General features: G+C 47.6%; 17 protein-coding genes. 11 read left to right on the plus strand and 6 right to left on the minus strand.

Annotation, left to right across the window (positions count from 1 at the left end; all coding sequences use genetic code 11):
- Nucleotides 1–45: 45 nt before the first annotated feature.
- Both cobU and FME95_RS11900 read right to left on the minus strand, forming a co-directional pair.
- Nucleotides 46–558, minus strand: a complete 513-nt coding sequence (cobU, locus tag FME95_RS11895; RefSeq protein ID WP_187265522.1) for a bifunctional adenosylcobinamide kinase/adenosylcobinamide-phosphate guanylyltransferase — start codon at nucleotides 556–558, stop codon at nucleotides 46–48.
- A 280-nt stretch (nucleotides 559–838) separates the two neighbouring features.
- Nucleotides 839–1033 carry a DUF1127 domain-containing protein gene (locus FME95_RS11900; protein ID WP_187265523.1) on the minus strand — a complete coding sequence of 65 codons (195 nt, stop codon included), beginning with the start codon at nucleotides 1031–1033 and terminating at the stop codon, nucleotides 839–841.
- Nucleotides 1034–1223: 190 nt separating this feature from the next.
- Here FME95_RS11900 and FME95_RS11905 point away from each other — a divergent pair, with 190 nt between their 5' ends.
- On the plus strand, nucleotides 1224–2651 hold the full coding sequence (locus FME95_RS11905) for an aminotransferase-like domain-containing protein (protein ID WP_147714706.1): 1428 nt from the start codon (nucleotides 1224–1226) through the stop codon (nucleotides 2649–2651).
- Here the strand turns inward: FME95_RS11905 and FME95_RS11910 are convergent.
- Entirely contained in the window at nucleotides 2648–3349 is a 702-nt protein-coding gene (locus tag FME95_RS11910) for an SIR2 family NAD-dependent protein deacylase (RefSeq protein WP_147714707.1), read from the minus strand. The two genes, FME95_RS11905 and FME95_RS11910, sit on opposite strands and share 4 nt — an antisense overlap.
- A gap of 190 nt (nucleotides 3350–3539) precedes the next feature.
- Between FME95_RS11910 and greB the strand changes: the two genes are divergently transcribed.
- The 5 genes from greB (at nucleotide 3540) to FME95_RS11935 (ending at nucleotide 8835) form a co-directional block, all read left to right on the plus strand.
- Nucleotides 3540–4016 carry a transcription elongation factor GreB gene (gene greB, locus FME95_RS11915; RefSeq protein WP_147714708.1) on the plus strand — a complete coding sequence of 159 codons (477 nt, stop codon included), beginning with the start codon at nucleotides 3540–3542 and terminating at the stop codon, nucleotides 4014–4016.
- Between the two features lie 113 nt (nucleotides 4017–4129).
- Entirely contained in the window at nucleotides 4130–5362 is a 1233-nt protein-coding gene (locus FME95_RS11920) for an MFS transporter (RefSeq protein ID WP_187265524.1), read from the plus strand.
- Between the two features lie 118 nt (nucleotides 5363–5480).
- Complete coding sequence (locus FME95_RS11925; RefSeq protein WP_147714710.1) at nucleotides 5481–6617, plus strand: carbohydrate kinase; 1137 nt, start codon at nucleotides 5481–5483, stop codon at nucleotides 6615–6617.
- Nucleotides 6610–7524 (plus strand): pseudouridine-5'-phosphate glycosidase, encoded by a 915-nt coding sequence (locus FME95_RS11930; protein ID WP_147714711.1) that lies wholly within the window; start codon nucleotides 6610–6612, stop codon nucleotides 7522–7524. The genes FME95_RS11925 and FME95_RS11930 overlap by 8 nt, the downstream gene beginning before the upstream one ends.
- Nucleotides 7525–7566: 42 nt before the next feature.
- Nucleotides 7567–8835 carry a glycoside hydrolase family 71/99 protein gene (locus FME95_RS11935; RefSeq protein ID WP_147714712.1) on the plus strand — a complete coding sequence of 423 codons (1269 nt, stop codon included), beginning with the start codon at nucleotides 7567–7569 and terminating at the stop codon, nucleotides 8833–8835.
- A 7-nt stretch (nucleotides 8836–8842) separates the two neighbouring features.
- Here the strand turns inward: FME95_RS11935 and mnmC are convergent, their stop codons facing one another.
- The 3 genes from mnmC to FME95_RS11950 all read right to left on the minus strand — a co-directional run bounded on the left by mnmC (nucleotide 8843) and on the right by FME95_RS11950 (nucleotide 11985).
- On the minus strand, nucleotides 8843–10807 hold the full coding sequence (gene mnmC / locus FME95_RS11940) for a bifunctional tRNA (5-methylaminomethyl-2-thiouridine)(34)-methyltransferase MnmC2/FAD-dependent 5-carboxymethylaminomethyl-2-thiouridine(34) oxidoreductase MnmC1 (protein ID WP_147714713.1): 1965 nt from the start codon (nucleotides 10805–10807) through the stop codon (nucleotides 8843–8845).
- A 15-nt stretch (nucleotides 10808–10822) separates the two neighbouring features.
- Entirely contained in the window at nucleotides 10823–11173 is a 351-nt protein-coding gene (locus tag FME95_RS11945) for a hypothetical protein (RefSeq protein ID WP_147714714.1), read from the minus strand.
- 134 nt (nucleotides 11174–11307) lie between these two features.
- The gene (locus FME95_RS11950) at nucleotides 11308–11985 is read right to left on the minus strand and encodes a TIGR04211 family SH3 domain-containing protein (protein WP_147714715.1); all 678 of its coding nucleotides are present in this window, start codon (nucleotides 11983–11985) and stop codon (nucleotides 11308–11310) included.
- A gap of 217 nt (nucleotides 11986–12202) precedes the next feature.
- Between FME95_RS11950 and FME95_RS11955 the strand changes: the two genes are divergently transcribed.
- From FME95_RS11955 to rluB, 5 genes are all read left to right on the plus strand, one after another.
- Nucleotides 12203–13075 carry a PHP domain-containing protein gene (locus FME95_RS11955; RefSeq protein ID WP_147714716.1) on the plus strand — a complete coding sequence of 291 codons (873 nt, stop codon included), beginning with the start codon at nucleotides 12203–12205 and terminating at the stop codon, nucleotides 13073–13075.
- 93 nt (nucleotides 13076–13168) lie between these two features.
- A complete protein-coding gene (locus FME95_RS11960; protein WP_147714717.1) occupies nucleotides 13169–13789 on the plus strand; it encodes an L-threonylcarbamoyladenylate synthase in 621 nt (206 codons plus the stop codon).
- 10 nt (nucleotides 13790–13799) lie between these two features.
- On the plus strand, nucleotides 13800–14738 hold the full coding sequence (locus FME95_RS11965) for a segregation/condensation protein A (protein ID WP_187265525.1): 939 nt from the start codon (nucleotides 13800–13802) through the stop codon (nucleotides 14736–14738).
- A gap of 58 nt (nucleotides 14739–14796) precedes the next feature.
- Nucleotides 14797–16248, plus strand: coding sequence for an SMC-Scp complex subunit ScpB (gene scpB, locus FME95_RS11970; RefSeq protein ID WP_246109371.1), 1452 nt, complete (start codon nucleotides 14797–14799; stop codon nucleotides 16246–16248).
- Complete coding sequence (gene rluB, locus FME95_RS11975; RefSeq protein WP_147714718.1) at nucleotides 16241–17068, plus strand: 23S rRNA pseudouridine(2605) synthase RluB; 828 nt, start codon at nucleotides 16241–16243, stop codon at nucleotides 17066–17068. Before scpB ends, rluB begins: the two co-directional genes overlap by 8 nt.
- Nucleotides 17069–17071 lie beyond the last annotated feature (3 nt).

Below are 17071 nucleotides of genomic sequence, written 5' to 3' on the forward strand. Positions count from 1 at the left end.
GATTAAACAATAAACCAGTACGGCTTGTTGTGATTGCTAGCGGATTCAATCGGTATCTTTAAGCCAATTTTCTATGCCGGCAACGCAAAAACAGACGCGCTGAGCATGGCTTGCGATGGCTTGATTCAATAACCCGAGCTGATCAACAAATTGCCGAGTGATCTTATCAATACCGATCACACCTAAGCCAGATTCATTACTGATCAAAACTGTATCGTCTGTGCGTTGAATAAGGGCGGATAATAGCTTATCGATTTCTGCCTGCAATTGATCTGGCTGTTCGATCAAAAGATTGGTGACCCATGTGCCAAGGCAGTCGACTAAAACCGGGCCTTGGCTGGCGGTTAAGGCGTCAGCTAATGCCAATGGCGCTTCAATGCATTGCCAGTGTTCGCCACGCTCAGCTATGTGCTGATCGATACGCTGGCCCATTTCACCGTCGGTTCGACGAGCGGTCGCGATGATGCAGGGTTGATCGGTAATTTGCTCGATGCAGTTCATGCCGGTTTTGGATTTTCCGGACTTAATGCCGCCGAGAACTAGGGTGATAATTGCCATAACTGTCCAACTCATTTTAGGGGCAGGACATTAAGGTGAAATGGTCGTTAGTGCAATGACTAAACGCAATCCTATTGCGAGGGGTTAGTAGCGCAGCGCTTGACTGTAAAACAGCGGGCTTTTAGTGGCTGGTTTTTAACAGGGCTTTTGTAGCGGCAGTTTTAAAGGGAGCTTCTTTTGAGGGTAAAAGCTGAAAGGCTATAGAGGGTGAAAGCTTTATTGATAGATTAGGCAGCAAGGCTGCTGCCTAATGTCTAGATGATCAGTTGCTAAAGATAGCTTATTTCCAAAATGGCTTTGCTAGCTCATTTTTAACTTGTGTTTCACTCAAACCAATATCTTTTAGCTGTGCGCTGGTTAATGTCGATAGGTGCTTACGCGTGACATAGTTACGACGCCATTTGCTAACGTTGAGAGTACGAGGTAAACCCGCGTACTCGGTTGTGAATGAAGCTTTAAGTTGATAAGTCGCCATGGTTGTTCCTCCTTGTTTGTTTAGGTTGGACATATCATAGGTTTTACCCTTGTTGCGGTACAGATTCAGAAAGTTTAAAGTTTAACCAGTACAGATTGGTTCTGTTACGGTTTTTTGGCGATAATTTGCTGTAATCTGTTACGGTATTTCTCTAATATTTGCCGAACGGACCTAAACAGATGGAGGCCTAATGGAAAAAAATGACACCCTGCTTTATGTGCAATTGGCGGAACAGCTGATCAATCATATTAAGGATGGCGTACACCCAGTGGGTGACCGTTTACCCTCGGTTCGAGCTTTGGCCAAAAGTGAGCAGGTCAGTATTGCAACGGTCAGTGCTGCCTACGCCATCTTAGAAGAACAGGGTTGGGCGGAAGCTCGGCCTAAATCCGGTTATTTTGTTAAACGGGCCGCCGTTGAGCCATTGAGCATGCCAAAAAAGTCGCGTGCAAAAACCTCACCTCGTGCGGTCACTGTGGCAGAATTAGCTATGGCAGTTCAGCGTGGTGCAGCGGCCAGTGATGGCGTTGTGCTCAGCGCCGCGATTCCAGATTTAGAGTTCCCCATTGCCGATATTGTCAAGCGAACCTTTACCAAGCTGTCGCGTTACCCGAGCTCGTTTGGTAATGGCTACGACATTCCTGAGGGCCTGTTAACGCTGCGTCAACAGATTGCACGTCGTGCTGTGGATGCTGGCTTGCATATCTCGCCAGATGCCATTATCACGACCGGCGGCGCGCAAAACGCCATTGCTCAAGCGCTTAAAGCCTTGACGCAAACGGGTGACATTGTCGCAGTCGAGTCGCCTTGTTATTTTGGCCTGTTGCAGATGATTGAAGGCTTTGGCCTTAAGGCGATTGAGATTCCAACCGATCCGGCGACCGGCATCAGTGTCGATGCATTAACGCTGGCCATGCAGCGTTGGCCGATCAAGGCGATCTTAACCATACCGGCTTTTTCTAATCCGCTAGGTTGCATTATTCCGATGGAAAAAAAGCGGCTGTTGATCCAATTGGCGCAACGCTACGACGTGCCCATTATCGAAGATGATATTTATGGTGATCTTCAGTTCGAAGGTCGACGCTCTAAGGCATTAAAGTCGATAGATCCTGATGGTCGCGTGCTTTGGTGTTCGTCGGTTTCCAAAACCATGGATCCGCATTTACGTGTTGGCTGGATTGCGCCGGGTCGTTATTACGACGAAGTGTTGCAGCAAAAATTTGTCAGTGAAATTTCATCGCCTACATTGCCACAATTAGTTACCGCCGAAGTCATGAAGAAAGGCCTGTACGACCGCCACTTGCGACATGCTCGTGCCACCTATCATCAGCGTTATATTCGCTTGCTAGAGCTGGCGCGAGAGCATTTCCCTGAAAGTATGCGAGTCAGTTCAGCAAAGGGTGGCTTGGTGGCTTGGTTTGAAATGCCCAGAAGTGTCGATGCCACTGAGCTTTACTATATGTGTCGTGAGCAGGATATACACCTAGCGCCAGGCGAGCTGTTCTCGGTTTCTGGCCTGTATCAAAACTGTTTCCGGCTCAGTTTCTCTAATAATTGGACACCGAAGCGAGAACAGGCCATTGCCTTTATCGGCAGTCTATTGAAAAAAATGGTTTAGCTGTTGGGTTTGCTCAACCATTGCTGTACTACCTTAGGTACTGCCGAGGCGGCCGGTTGCTGAATAAATTGATAGCCGTTTGGCACCTGCTCAAGCTCTAGGCTGACGATCACTTTCTCGGCCTTGTCTGAAGCCTCATTGACCAAGCCAGCCACCGGGAATACTTGCAATGATGTGCCCACGACCAATATTTTATCGGCTTGGTTAAATTGCTCGCAGGCTTGCGGGATAAAAAATACCGACTCGCCAAACCAAACAATATGCGGTCGCAATTGTGAGCCGAGCGAACAGAAGTCGCCCAACTGAATTGGCTTGTAGCCAATATCGATAATATCCATTTCATCTAAACTGCTGCGCGCTTTAGTCGCTTCACCGTGTACATGCCAGACTCGACTGGAACCGGCCCGTTCGTGCAAATCGTCGATATTTTGGGTGATTACCGTAACATCGTACTGCTGTTCGAGCTCGGCAATGGCATAATGCGCCGCGTTCGGTTTCGCCTGTTCAATGTCTTTACGGCGCTGGTTATAAAAGTCCAAGACCAATTCAGGGTTCCTATACCAACCCTCAATCGAGCAGATATCCTGAACATTGTGGTTATGCCATAAACCATCGGCATCTCTAAAGGTTTGGATACCGCTTTCAGCGCTAACGCCGGCGCCGCTAAAGACAACAATTTTTTGTTTTGGAGAGTGCATTACTATTCCAATAGCTTATTAATAGGGTTAAAAATAGGTCGATTCATTAGGTCAAAAAGCGTTTCTACTATAGCATTAATAGCCTTTTATTTTTGTAGGCAAACGGGACCTTATTTTTTTGCTTGTGAGCCATTATTAAGTAGCAAGCATCTAGCGTTAAAAAACAAGAAGCAAGAGACAAGGAATATCATTGAGAACGGCCATCATTACTCGGCAGGGCTTCGAAGCCCTGAAAAAAGAATTGGATTTTTTATGGCGTGAAGAACGCCCAGAAATCACTAAGAAAGTGACTTGGGCAGCAAGCTTAGGCGATCGCTCGGAAAACGCTGATTACCAATATAACAAAAAAAAGCTGCGCGAAATCGATCGACGAGTGCGTTATTTACGCAAGAGTATTGAGCGGCTAAAAGTTGTCGATTATTCACCAGAGCAAGAAGGTAAAGTTTTTTTCTCTGCTTGGGTTGAGGTTGAAAGCGAACAAGAAGAACGGTTGAAGTTTCGAATTGTCGGTTACGACGAAATATTTGATCGTAAAGATTACATCTCTATCGATTCGCCAATGGCCCGCGCCCTGTTAGGTAAGTCAGTTGATGACGAGGTGCTGGTTAAAGCAGGCGACAACGAAAAGTATTGGACGATAATATCAATAGATTACGAAAGGGCTTAAACAAACCAGAAGCCTAAGCTTGAATGATAAGCAGCGAGTCAAAATCCACTTTGTGATACTCTACGCACTACAGAATACAATAATTAACCACAGTGAATAAAAAGTTTATGGCTATGCTCAGCGCTAAAGTTTTCCAGAAATTATTTGATTCTTCGGCACTTAAACAGCCTCAGTTTAGGCTGTATTTTATCGCCACGGCTTTTTCTAGCCTAGCTGTTTGGATGGGGCGATTCATGTTCGGCTGGTTAATCTGGAAGCAAACGGAATCGTTTTTTTGGGTCGGTATTATCAGCGCAGCTTTACTGGTGCCGACGTTATTTATTACGCCACTGTTTGGTGTGGTTACGGATCGAATAAATTTAAAAAAGGGATTGATGCTCTGGCTTGGTTGTCAGTCGGTAGTCGCCTTTGTCGCTTTTTTATTTTATAGCCTGTTCCAGCCGTCATTGATTAGCTTACTGGTGATTGCTTTTAGCTTTGGTTGTATCGCGTCTGCCGGGTCACCGCTTCGTCTGTCACTTATTCCCCGATTAGTCGATAAGCAGGTGTTGCCAAATGCAGTAGGTTTGGGCGCTATGTTATTTAATTCATCCCGAGTCTTAGCACCCGCCTGTGCGGCTGCGCTGTTAACCGTGCTTAATGCAGAAATGATATTCCTTATTGCGGCATTATTTTTTGCTACAGCTGTTTTTTTTAATGCTCAGTTAAATGACTTACCAGCTGCTGAGCGTGAGCATCAACAAAGTAAGTTAGAAGATTTAATCGGTGGTTTTAGGTTTGCCTATCGCTCCAGCTTTATTTTATTAATGTTGTTAATGACGTTAATCAACAGCCAGGTTGGTCGAGCGTTACTGGAATTACTGCCTGCACTATCGGGTACCTTCACCAGTGGTGATGCTCACGATTTAGCCGTGCTGACAGCCTGTTCCGGCGCTGGCTCTATTTTGGGCGCATTTTTTATTTCAAAACAGCAGGGCGATCGCCAACACCTAACCGGGTTGATCATGATGGCGATGTTATTGTCGGCACTGGCGCTGTTGCCAATCTTATTAAGGCCGCCAGTGGTGCTGTTGGCCGCCTTGGTGTGCTTAATTAGTTTGTTAATGACGCTTATCGGTACTGGTGCTCAGATCTCTATTCAGCTATCAACACCGGATGATATCCGAGGCCGAGTGATGAGTATTTGGATCATGATCGCGCTGGGCGGACCTGCTGTGGGGGCATTTTTTATGGGCGCTGTGGCTGAGTTTTTGGGCTTTAATTGGATGTTGTTAATAATGATAGCTCTGTCGAGTTTTGGTGCGGTATGGCTTTACGTGCAGAGAAAATCATTAACCACTTCTTAGCTATTAAACGCTTCATTCGTATGCTTTAGAGTCACTGCCTTAATCGCAAAATAGGCCTGGTTGCACTGGCCTAGTTAATGGCGTAATCTAACAAAAGTTAATCAAGGTAACTTTTGTTATGAATGATTTAGAACGTAAGATTCTCACCGCTATCAAGCAGCAACCGATGGCAACTCAGCAGGAGTTGGCCGCAGCGTTGCAGTTATCACGCGAGTCGGTAGCGGGCTATATTTCTCGGTTGACGCAAAAGGGCGCTATTCTTGGTAAGGGCTATATTCTGCCAAATGCCAACAATATCGTGGTGCTAGGCGGTGCCAATGTCGATTTAACCGGTACCAGTACCGCCAATTTCCGCATGGGCGATTCAAACCCCGGCGTGGTTAACCAAAGCGCCGGTGGCGTGGGTCGTAATATCGCCGAAAATTTAGCTCGGCTCGGCAACGATGTTTCCATGTTGAGTTTGGTGGGTCACGACCATCGAGGTCGGTTTTTAATCGAGCATGCCCGAGAAGTCGGTATTAGCACCGACGACATCATCCAGCACCCTGATTTTGCTACCAGCAGCTATTTAGCGATGAATAATGAGCAGGGCGAATTAGTTGGTGCGATTGCCGATATGGCGATTATTGATCAACTCACACCAGCCTTGCTGGCGGATAAACTGCCTCGGCTACAGGCCGCAACGACTCTTGTGGTCGAAGCCAATTTACTCCCAGAAACGTTAAGCTGGCTTGCACAGCAAAAGCTTTCTGCTCCCATTATTGCCGATGCCGTTTCTGCGGCGAAGGCGCCTCGGTTAATTCCTTTATTGGCAAAAATCGATGTGCTTAAAGTGAATCGCTTTGAAGCATTAGCGATTTTGAAGAAACCAGAAACCGACAGCAGCAGCGTTGAGCAGCTAATTGATGAATTGCTGGCGCAAGGCGTCGGTTCGGTTTTGCTGAGCCTAGCCGAGCAGGGTGTAATGTACGGTGACGCCGAGCATAAGTACCTACAGTCGGTGCCGGCTTGCCAAATAGCCAGTGATACCGGCGCCGGCGATGCGTTGATTGCCGGCTACGTGCATAGCCTTAAATTGACGGAACAGATCAAGCCACGCCTTGGCTTTGCCATTGCTTGTGCTGTCGCCACGCTGGAATCGAAAGATGCGGTTTCAACACTATTAACCGAGACCTATGTTTGCCAGCGATTTGCAGACTTTTTAACCACCACCGAATTCCCTTTAACCGAATTGGAAAGCCACTCAAATGAATAAGTATTTAGATATCCACCCAACTGTTGCTGAAGCTTTAGCGCAAAATAAGCCAGTCGTTGCATTGGAAAGCACTATTATTTCTCACGGTATGCCGTGGCCAGAAAATGCCGAAACCGCCAAGCTCGTTGAGCAGACGGTACGTGAAAGTGGTGCTACACCGGCGACCATTGCGATCATTAATGGTCGGCTAAAAGTTGGCCTGAGTGAACAAGAAATCGATGCGCTAGCCAAAGAGGGTTTGGCGGTGACTAAGTGTTCACGTCGAGACTTACCCTTTGTTGTTGCCAATAAAAAGATGGGAGCAACGACTGTTGCCGCAACCATGATTATCGCGCAAATGGCCGGTATTAAAGTATTTGCTACCGGCGGCATTGGTGGCGTACATCGCGGCGCGCAACAAAGTTTTGATATCTCGGCTGACTTGCAAGAGCTTGGGCAAACCAGTGTCGCGGTTGTCTGTGCTGGTGCAAAATCGATTTTAGATTTAGCGCTGACGCGTGAATATTTAGAAACCTTAGGTGTGCCAGTGTTGGGTTACCAAACCGATAGCCTGCCAGCTTTTTATACTCGCAGCAGTGAGCACAGCATCGATTACCGCCAAGATAGCCCAGAGCAGGTGGCGCAATTTTTAGCGGCTAAATGGCAAATGGGTTTAGAGGGCGGCGTTGTCATCGCCAATCCTATTCCAGAGCAGTACGCTATGCCGACCGAAAAGATTACTGCTGCAGTAGAGCAGGCGTTAGCTGAGGCGGAAGAGCAGGGCATTACAGGTAAACAGTCGACGCCGTTCTTACTGGCTCGGGTTGCCGAATTAACCGGTGGCGATAGCCTTGCCAGCAATATTCAGTTGGTGCTCAATAACGCCCGTTTAGGGGCGCAAATTGCTGTGCAATATTGCCAGCAATAAGCCAAACTTAGAGCTAACTGTTTTCCAAATGTTGGCGTTAAAATGAAAATGATGTCAGTTTGGGTCAGCGCTTTGCTGGCCCTTTTTGTTTCTGCCTGTACGAGTGTTAATGACGACGATAAGGTTGTCATTGGTGTTGCGACAGATGCCGAGAAGCAGGTATTGATCCATTACTTACCTTGGTTTGCCGATGAAAACTACGCGCAAGAGCCTAGTCGCCATTGGTCGCATGGTACGGTGAATGAAGCCTTGGTCGGCGAGTACGATTCACAATCTTGGGCGACGCAGCTTTATCATATTTTGCTTTCAGCCGCGGTCGGTGTGGATGGTGCGATGATTAACATTCGTACCGATTACGACAAAGATGCCTTGTCGATTTTTATGGAATCATTGGAGCGTGTTCGCGCAGTGTATCCTGATTTTGCTTATCACATCTCCGCAAGTATTGACGATCAAGATAAAACCGAAGCGCTGGCTCAGCAAGAGTTCGAATATATTGCAGAACTTATCGATAATTACACCACTTACCTTCATAAAAATGGCAAGCCGGTTATTTTTATTTGGGCATATAACAACCTAACGCCAGCGCAATATCGCAGCATTGCCGATCAGGTGTTTGGCGAGGATGAAGTTATTCTGGTGCAAAACGATATCGATACCAGCGCCGTTGCCGATGAAATTAATATGAATGCTTTTTACCCTTGGGTGAAAGGCTTTGCAGACGATGGCTCCGACTGGGGCGAGGTTTATCTTGATTGGTTTTATCGAACCTCGGCAGACTATTTAACCGATAATAAACAAGAATTTATCGTTGCCGGTGTTTGGCCTGGTTTTGATGATCGGCAAGTGAATTGGTACGGCGATGATTATGCCGGCCGATGGATCGACCGAGCTGATGGCGCGATTTACGATAACACTTGGCAACTGATCGATACCTTTAATAATGAATGGCAGCAAGACATAGCAACCGAAGATATCAGTATCGACTGGGTAGTTATTGAAACCTGGAACGACTTTAACGAAGGCTCAGAGATTGAACCAATTGCGGCTACAGCAGATACCGAATCGTTTCAATACCTTAAATTAACCGACAGCTACATAACCAATTTTAAAGCTACCGACTCCGTTCTGGATGCCGATGATGAATTATTAAACGCAGCCGTAAAGATTTATCAGGCCGCGAAATTAATTGATGATGGCGACAGAGCCAGTGCGAATTATTATTCAACCTTAGAGCAAGCCATTGAAGCCTATTTAAAAGCGGATGCAGAAGGTGCCAGTGACTACGCCGAAACCATTATTGATGGCTAGTGGGTGGTTACTTTGTAGCCTGACGTTGTGCGCGCATCATGTTGCGAACCTGAAACCGGTTTGGGCTGAGCTTGTTTATTAACGAGGCTTGCAATGGAACTGGCTCGCCTGTCATTAATGCGGCCAATATTTTTCCGCAGTATGGCGCGCTGCATAAACCCTTTGAGCCGTGAGCAATATTTAGCCACAAACCATCCAACTGCGGCATTGGGGCTTGGCGGTGAGTCAGTTTGCGCTGTACAGAGGTTTGAAACTGCTGCTCAAACAATTCTGCGTCACAAAGGCTTCCGACTAACGGTAGATAATCTGGTGATGTGCAACGCACGCCTGCTCGCCCACCGGTAGGTTGTTGTTCTGCTAGATTCAGTGCAGGCAATCGAGCATCCAGCGCGCTAAGGTTCTGCTGGTGATCCTGTTCCGTGACAGAAATATCATCGCTTTTTAAACGGAAGGTGCTACCCAAAATAACTTGCTCGTTATGGTTGGGCATAATGTAGCGGTCGCTGCAAATCACGGCGCGCAGCTGTTTTGTCTGTTCGGTGGTTTTTAGATAGCTGACTTGGCCTGCAATCTTGTTGATCGGAAGATGAGCACTTTGTTTAAACTTCAATGCATCGACCGCCGTTGCGATAACCACCTGATCGAACCGGTATTCTGTTTTATCGGCGCTGGTTAATGTCCACTGCTTATTCTGTTGCGCCAACTGGATAATTTCTGTGTTGGTTTTTAGCTCGATTGAGTGTTCGACAATGTAGTGCTGAATCAGCGCGCTGGGCGAAAGCCAGCCGCCGTTGGCAAACCATAAGCCGGGGTTTTCAATTGCTACGCCAGTTAGTTCAGAAAGTTCAGCGGCGGTTTTTACCTCGGCCAATTCACTCGGAATATCACCGCTTAAAAAGGCGTTAAGCTTTTTTAGTTCGGCATCGTTATGCGCCAGCTGGACTAACCCACTCACCTGATGAGGAACCGTTTCAGGAAGGCTTGCTAGTGCGCGTTGAGCGATGATTAACGCTTGGCTGTAAAACTGGCTGGCATCGTTTAACTTGGCTGAAAGCTTGGCGTAAACGGCGCCCTGTAAATTGCCAGAACCGCCAGTAGCGGCTTGGCTCTGTTTTTCAAACAGTGTGACTTGGCAGCCTCGTTTGACTAATTCTACTGCCGTACAAATACCGGCGATGCCAGCACCAATGACGGCAACACATTGCTGGCCGGAGTTTATTCGAGTGTGGATTGGCAGTTCTGAGCTTGGCCAGCCTTGCTGAGTGGTTGCACCGCAAATGCCAATAAAATCACCACGCAACTTATGACGTTTACGGCCATAACCTTGGCTGCGAGTGAGTTTAAAGCCCGCGCCCATCAAGCCATCTTTAACGATACGAGCCGCGGTAAAGGTTGCCGCCGTTGTGCCTTTTTTGCTTAATCGGTTGATCTGTTGGAATAAGGCTGGCTGCCACATATCGGCATTCAGCGCTGGACTAAAGCCGTCTAAAAACCAAGCATCAACACTGGCAGAGAGTTCGCTGTAAACCTGCTGAGCATCGCCATACATCAACAGTAGCCGCACTTGGCCAAACTCTAACAGGTGAAAGCCCTCGAGCGATGGCGGGTATTGAGCCAGTAACTGCTCACTTAAGGCTGCCAATTGTGGCCATTGCTGGTGGATTTGAGCCAGTTGGTGTTTATCGATTGGGTATTTTTCACAGCTAATAAAGGTGAGTCGGCTGTGCTTGCTGGCACTCTGTAAAAATAGCTGCCAAGCGAGCATAAAGCTTAAACCCGTGCCAAAGCCGGTTTCTGCGATGGTGAAGTTTTGTTGTGGCGCTAGCTGAGCAAAGCGCTGCTCTAATTGATTTTGCTGTAAAAAAACAAACTCGGTTTCGGCAACGCCTTCGCCCTTAGAAAAGTAAGAGTCGCCAAATTCGGTTGAGCAGGGAGTGCCGTCGTCGGTAAAACTCAGTTGTGCTTTTTTCATGCCGCAGGTGGTGCTCTAGTGTTGTGTTGGCAGTGCTAAAAAGCGATTGAGCCAATCTTCAAAGAAGGTTTTGGGTAACACGATATCGTTTAGTGAGAAGCGGTTGAGATCATCAAGGGTGTATTGGCTGGCTAAGTATAGCTCCCACTGTACGATGACATCATCAGCAAGACAGATCGCATCGGCTGGACTGATATGAAATTCTTCGCTGTTGCTGAGGTCGTAGTGTTCAACAAATTGGCTGCACCATTCCACAATTTGGAAATGGCTAAAGCGCGACATCGAGCCTAATAAGCCTTGGCTGAGTAAGTCGGCAAGATTTTCTAAGGTGTGAGGTTTGTCGATAGGTTTTTCAGACCAAGCCATTTGTCGTGTCCATAACCATTTGTTGTCTCCAAAATAATCAATGGACAGAGTGTAGCATGTTCGCTTGGGGTTAAAGAACGCCCTGATGGGCGTTCTTTAAATAACAGGAGGATAAAGCGAGCAAGAAAACTGGCTTAAGACCAGCTGTCGCGACGCTTTTTACCCGCAACGCGAGGTAGGATAACACCCAGAATAATACCTAGGATGATTAGACCGCCGCCAGCCAATAACCACTGGTTATCATTGTATTCACGCAATGATTGGTTCTCGGCTTTTAACACATCGTTTTCATTTTTTAGGTTGGCGTTTTCTTCTGAAACTTCTTGGATACGCGCATCAAGGTCAATCGCATCACTGCTGATCGCTCGAATACGGTTCAGTTCTTTAGTTAATTCGGCGTTGTCGGTACGTAAGGTTAAAATTTCGCCGTTTACGTCGCCTTTGTCGGTCAGTAGATCAGAGTACTTTTTCTCTAGATCTTCAATTTGGTTTTGCAGCTGGTTTTTCTCTGCTTCGATATTGGCAATCTTAAGTGCACTGGTCTGTTCACTGGCCAAGTAGCGACGAGGAATCCAACCTTCTAGGCCGGCATCGGTTCGAACACGGCTGTAGCTGCTGCCGTCAGGTGCTTCTAAAACTTCCATGCGAGTGCCCGACTGAATGACTTTTAGGACACGGCCAGAACTGGATGGCTCTGAACGAATGCTGACCCATAATACATCACTTAACCAAGCGGTTTCTGCGAACGTCGCAATAGGTGCAGAAAACAGTGAGAAGACAAGTAACAGTTTAACGACGGATCTGGAAGGCATGGATATTTCCTATGAATAAGTGGTTATATAAAAAGCTGTTTCGCCTAGTCAAAGGCACCCAGTAACATTAATAGCGCATAAGTTAAGGGCCAGAGGCCTTTAATGCAACACAAAGGCCATATTTTTGTTAACCTGAGCGCATATTGCAAACCTCGTTAAGCTGGTCTTTTCGTGGATTATTTTTATCGGACAAGACACTTAAGGATTCGCATCGTTCATGATACCGAATTGCGCCCACGAATGGGAATTGCATTGCCATAGCCGGTTTTCGGATGGCTCGCTTTCATTACCCGAACTATTTCAACTGGCTCAACAAAATGGTGTGCAACATTTGGCATTAACCGACCACGATACCTGTGCTGGGTACCGTCATGCCGTTGATAATCAGCTAGTGCCCGAGGATTTAACCCTGTATCCGGCTGCTGAGCTTTCCTGTATCTGGGCCAAGCGCACCTTGCATATTGTTGGTCTAGGTATCGATGCTTATTCTGAGCAGTGGCTGGCGATAGAGAAAGACTATGACCGGCGGCGCGAAAAGCGTTTTCAGCGCATCGTCTATTTACTGCAAAAAAATGGCTTGAGCGTTGATGAGGCCGCTATCCGCAAGCTGGCAGAACCAGGGCCGCCAGCGCGCCCGCATATTGCTCAATATTTGGTCGACTCTGGTCAGGCTAAAAATATAGCCGCTGTTTTTAAACGCTGGCTAGGTCAGGGGCAGCTGGGTGATGTTAAAAGCCACTGGCCAGATTTAATCGATGCTGTTGCGGCTATTCAACAGTGTGGCGGTATCGCCGTGATCGCTCACCCGCATCGCTATAAACTGACTTGGACCAAAGCCAGAGAGCTGATTGCAGACTTCAGCGCAGCGGGTGGCCGTGGCATCGAAGTCGCTTGCATTGGCATTCACCCAGATATGAGTAAGTTTTTAGTGGCGCAGGCGCAAGAGCACGATTTGCTAGTCAGCGGTGGTAGTGATTTTCACCACTTGCACACCCAATGGCTCAAGCTCGGCACCTATCCGATGTGGCCGAACCATGTAACCAGCGTTAAAGAGTGGCTCTTGCAGCGCGATGTTGCACTGGCGCGTTAAGCGAGTCTCAAGCTTCGCATACGAAAGCTTTGCCGTTGTTCAATTTGTGATAAAGTAGCGGCCTATTCTATCGAGTACTTGGCGGGAGCCAACATGAGTCAATTTTTTGTTATTCACCCCGATAACCCGCAGCCGCGTTTAATCAAACAGGCTGTCGATATTTTACGTAGCGGTGGCGTCATCGCTTACCCAACCGATACCGCCTATGCATTGGGTTGCATGATGGGCGATAAAAACGGTATTGACCGCCTTCGTCGTATTCGGCAGATCGACGATAAGCACAATTTAACCTTGGTTTGTCGCGACCTGTCTGACTTATCCACCTTTGCCAAGGTCGATAACGTCGCCTTTCGCTTGATCAAAAATAACACCCCCGGCCCCTATACCTTTATTTTAGAAGCCACGCGTGAAGTGCCACGCAGACTGTTGCACCCAAAACGCCGAACCATTGGTTTGCGTGTGCTGAGCAACCAGATTGCCGCAGATTTATTGCAAGAGTTAGGCGAGCCGATGTTATCAACCTCGTTAATTTTGCCGAACGAAGAAGAACCATTGGCCGACCCTTACTACATCCGCGATGTCTTAGAGCATGATTTAGACTTGGTCATCGATGGCGGCTTTTGTGGTTTTGAAGAATCAACCGTTGTCAGTTTGCTTGAAGGCGTCCCTGAAGTTGTGAGGCAAGGCGCTGGCGACACCGCCCCGTTCATGTAAACTCGACCCTATGATAGAAGATAACCAACCCACCGAAACATCGGCCGATGATGCCACACCTAAAGCCTCTGAACTGTTTAATGCAGCAGAGCTTCCGGTGCCGCAAGATAAGCTGACGCCAAAGCAGAAAGCCTTGCAGGCTTTGCGTGAGCGCGCTGCGGCTGAGCAGTCGGAAATGCCTTTCGCTGTTGTCGAAGGCGAAGCCATGACGCAGATCCCGATCGATCTGTACATTCCACCGGATGCGCTAGAAGTATTTCTCGATGCCTTCGAAGGGCCGCTCGATTTGCTACTTTATTTAATTCGTAAGCAAAACCTCGATATTCTCAACATCAACGTGTTCGAAATTACCCGCCAATATATGGATTACATTGGCTTAATGAACAACATGCAGCTCGAGTTAGCTGCAGAGTATTTGGTGATGGCCTCGATGTTGGCCGAAATTAAAAGCCGCATGCTGTTGCCACGCCAAGTTGCAGAAGGCGAGGAAGAAGAAGGCGATCCAAGAGCAGAGCTGATTCGTCGCTTACAGGAATACGAACAATTCAAAGAGGCAGCTGAAAATATCGATGAAATGCCACGTGTTGGCCGCGATATGTTTACCGCCGAAGAGATGCGCCCCGATTACGAACGGCCAAAACTTCACCCTGAGGTCGACTTACGGGAAGTGATGCTAGCATTCAAAGAGGTAATGGGCCGAGCTGAAATGTTTGAAGAGCATGAGGTTCATAAAGAAACCCTATCGACCCGAGCGCGAATGTCGGAAGTGTTAGAGCAGTTACAAGGCAAGGCGTTTGTGCCATTTATTAACCTATTCAACACAGACGAAGGTCGAATGGGTGTCGTGGTGACATTTTTAGCGATTATGGAGCTTTCCAAAGAGTCGCTGATTGATCTGGTGCAGAACGAGGTGTTTGCGCCGATTCACGTTAAAGCACGATCAGAATAATGCATGGCAAAAACGATAAATTGTAAAAACGTTAAAAAGTACAGCAGTCGGATAAATTATGACGGATCAAAATAATCAACATTCGCAACAGGATGCCCAAGGCTTAAACGATGAGGCTGCATCCGGCGAGACAACTGAACGCCAAGAGCAGGCGGTTGAAGTCGAAGATCAAGCGATTGATGAAAGCCAAGATCAAGCGGATCAAGGCCAAATAGATCAAGCAGCAGGCGAAACTGAAGAGACAGCCGAGCTAAGCGATCAGCAAGAATCGGAATCGTCTGCCAGTACTGACACTGAGTCAGCGCAAACAGAACAGAAGCCGTTAACCGACGATTCAGCAACAGAGAGCGCTACTGACGAAAGCGCGCAGCTGCAAGATGCCGACCCAGCTGCGCATGGCGATATCGAAATGACCGAGCCAAACGAAGATGTGCTCGACGATAACGAGCAGGGCGACCCTTATGGCGGGCATACCCCTGAAGCGTTAAAAAATATTATAGAGTCAGCTTTGTTTGCCTCCGGTACCACACTGAACGTCAGTCATTTACGGGCGTTATTTGAAGATCATGAGCGCCCGCACGGTCGAACAGTTCGGGCGTTGTTAACTGAATTGGTCGCAGCCTATGAAAACCGTGGCGTGCAATTAGTTGAAGTTGCCAGCGGCTATCGCTTTCAGACCGAAGCTAAAACTGCCCAATGGGTGGCACGCTTGTGGGATGAAAAACCGCAACGCTATTCACGCGCCCTGTTAGAAACGATTGCGCTCATTGCTTATCGCCAGCCGATTACCCGAAGTGAAATTGAAGACGTACGTGGTGTCGCCGTCAGCTCTAGTATTATTCGTACGCTTTTGGAGCGCGAATGGGTACGAGTGGTTGGTCATCGCGATGTTCCCGGTCGCCCTGCAATGTACGCTACAACCCGTCAGTTTTTAGATTACTTTGGTTTAAGCTCGTTAGATCAGCTACCTAATTTGTCGGAAATTAGAAACATGGAAGAGCTGAATCCTCAGATGGATTTAGACACCAAAGAAAACACTGCTGAAACTGATCAGCAGTCAGAAATATCGTTCAGCGGCCTAATCGACAAAATACGCGATACTCAAGCGAGTGGTAAAACGGGTAATGAATTTATCGACGAGCAGCTCGATGATGAATTACAACAGATGGACGATGTGAACAATCAATTCGAACAAGCATTAGAGCAACAGCGGGCAGAAAAAGAACACCCCAATTTAGACTTGGAAGATGAAGACGAGGCAGAAGCAAGCGCGCCGTCAGAGTTAACCGAAGAACCAACCGAACAAACAGATGTGGCGCAGATAAATACGCCAAACCCAACTGGCAGTGTCCTAAATCAAACTGACAGTGCCTCTCAGCCTGAAGATGCCGATCTTGAGCTTTCCGAGCAAGAGAAGTGGAAAATCATTCAGGAAAAACTAGCACAGCAACAAGCTCTGTTGGACGATCGTGAGACCGACCAGCCGAGCGAGGAAAACGATGATGAGTGAAGAAAGAATTCAAAAAGTATTGGCGCAAGCCGGTGCCGGTTCACGCCGAGAAATGGAACGCGCGATTGAAGAAGGTCGCGTCATGGTTAATGGTGAATCAGTCAAGCTCGGCGATAAGATGACACTGTCTGATGAACTGACTCTCGATGGCAAAAGCATTAAGTTAGAAAGTAAAGCAGTGCGTCGTGTGCTGATTTATAACAAGCCCGAAGGCGAAATTTGCACCCGTAAAGACCCAGAAGGCCGACATACGGTTTTCGATAAACTGCCTAAGTTGCCCGGTGAGCGTTGGGTTGCGGTTGGTCGTTTGGATATCAACACCTCTGGCTTGCTGCTGTTTACCAACGACGGCGAAATGGCGAACCGTTTAATGCACCCAAGCCGACAGGTTGAACGCGAATACGCCGTGCGCGTGCTCGGTGAAGTGACGCAAGAACAAATCGATACCATGTGCGAAGGCGTACAGCTGGAAGATGGTTTTGCTAAGTTTACCGATGTGCAGTTTTTTGATGGCCGCGGTGCTAACCAGTGGTTCCATGTGGTGATTATGGAAGGGCGTAATCGTGAAGTTCGTCGCTTATGGGAAAGCCAAGGCTTGCAAGTTTCTCGTTTAAAACGAGTGCGCTATGGTTCGGTGTTTTTAGATTCAGAAGTGCGCGCCGGTACTTGGCAAGAATTACCGAAAAAAGAAATCGATAAACTTGCCGCCAGTGTTGAACTGCCCGCCATGCCGTGGAAGTCAATCGTGAAAAATAAGTTTGATCCACTAAAACGAAAAATGGAAAAACAACGAACAAGACGTTCGGTAGGAAAGCGTTAATCG

It is taken from the genome of Reinekea thalattae (genome assembly GCF_008041945.1).
Lineage (GTDB): Bacteria > Pseudomonadota > Gammaproteobacteria > Pseudomonadales > Natronospirillaceae > Reinekea > Reinekea thalattae.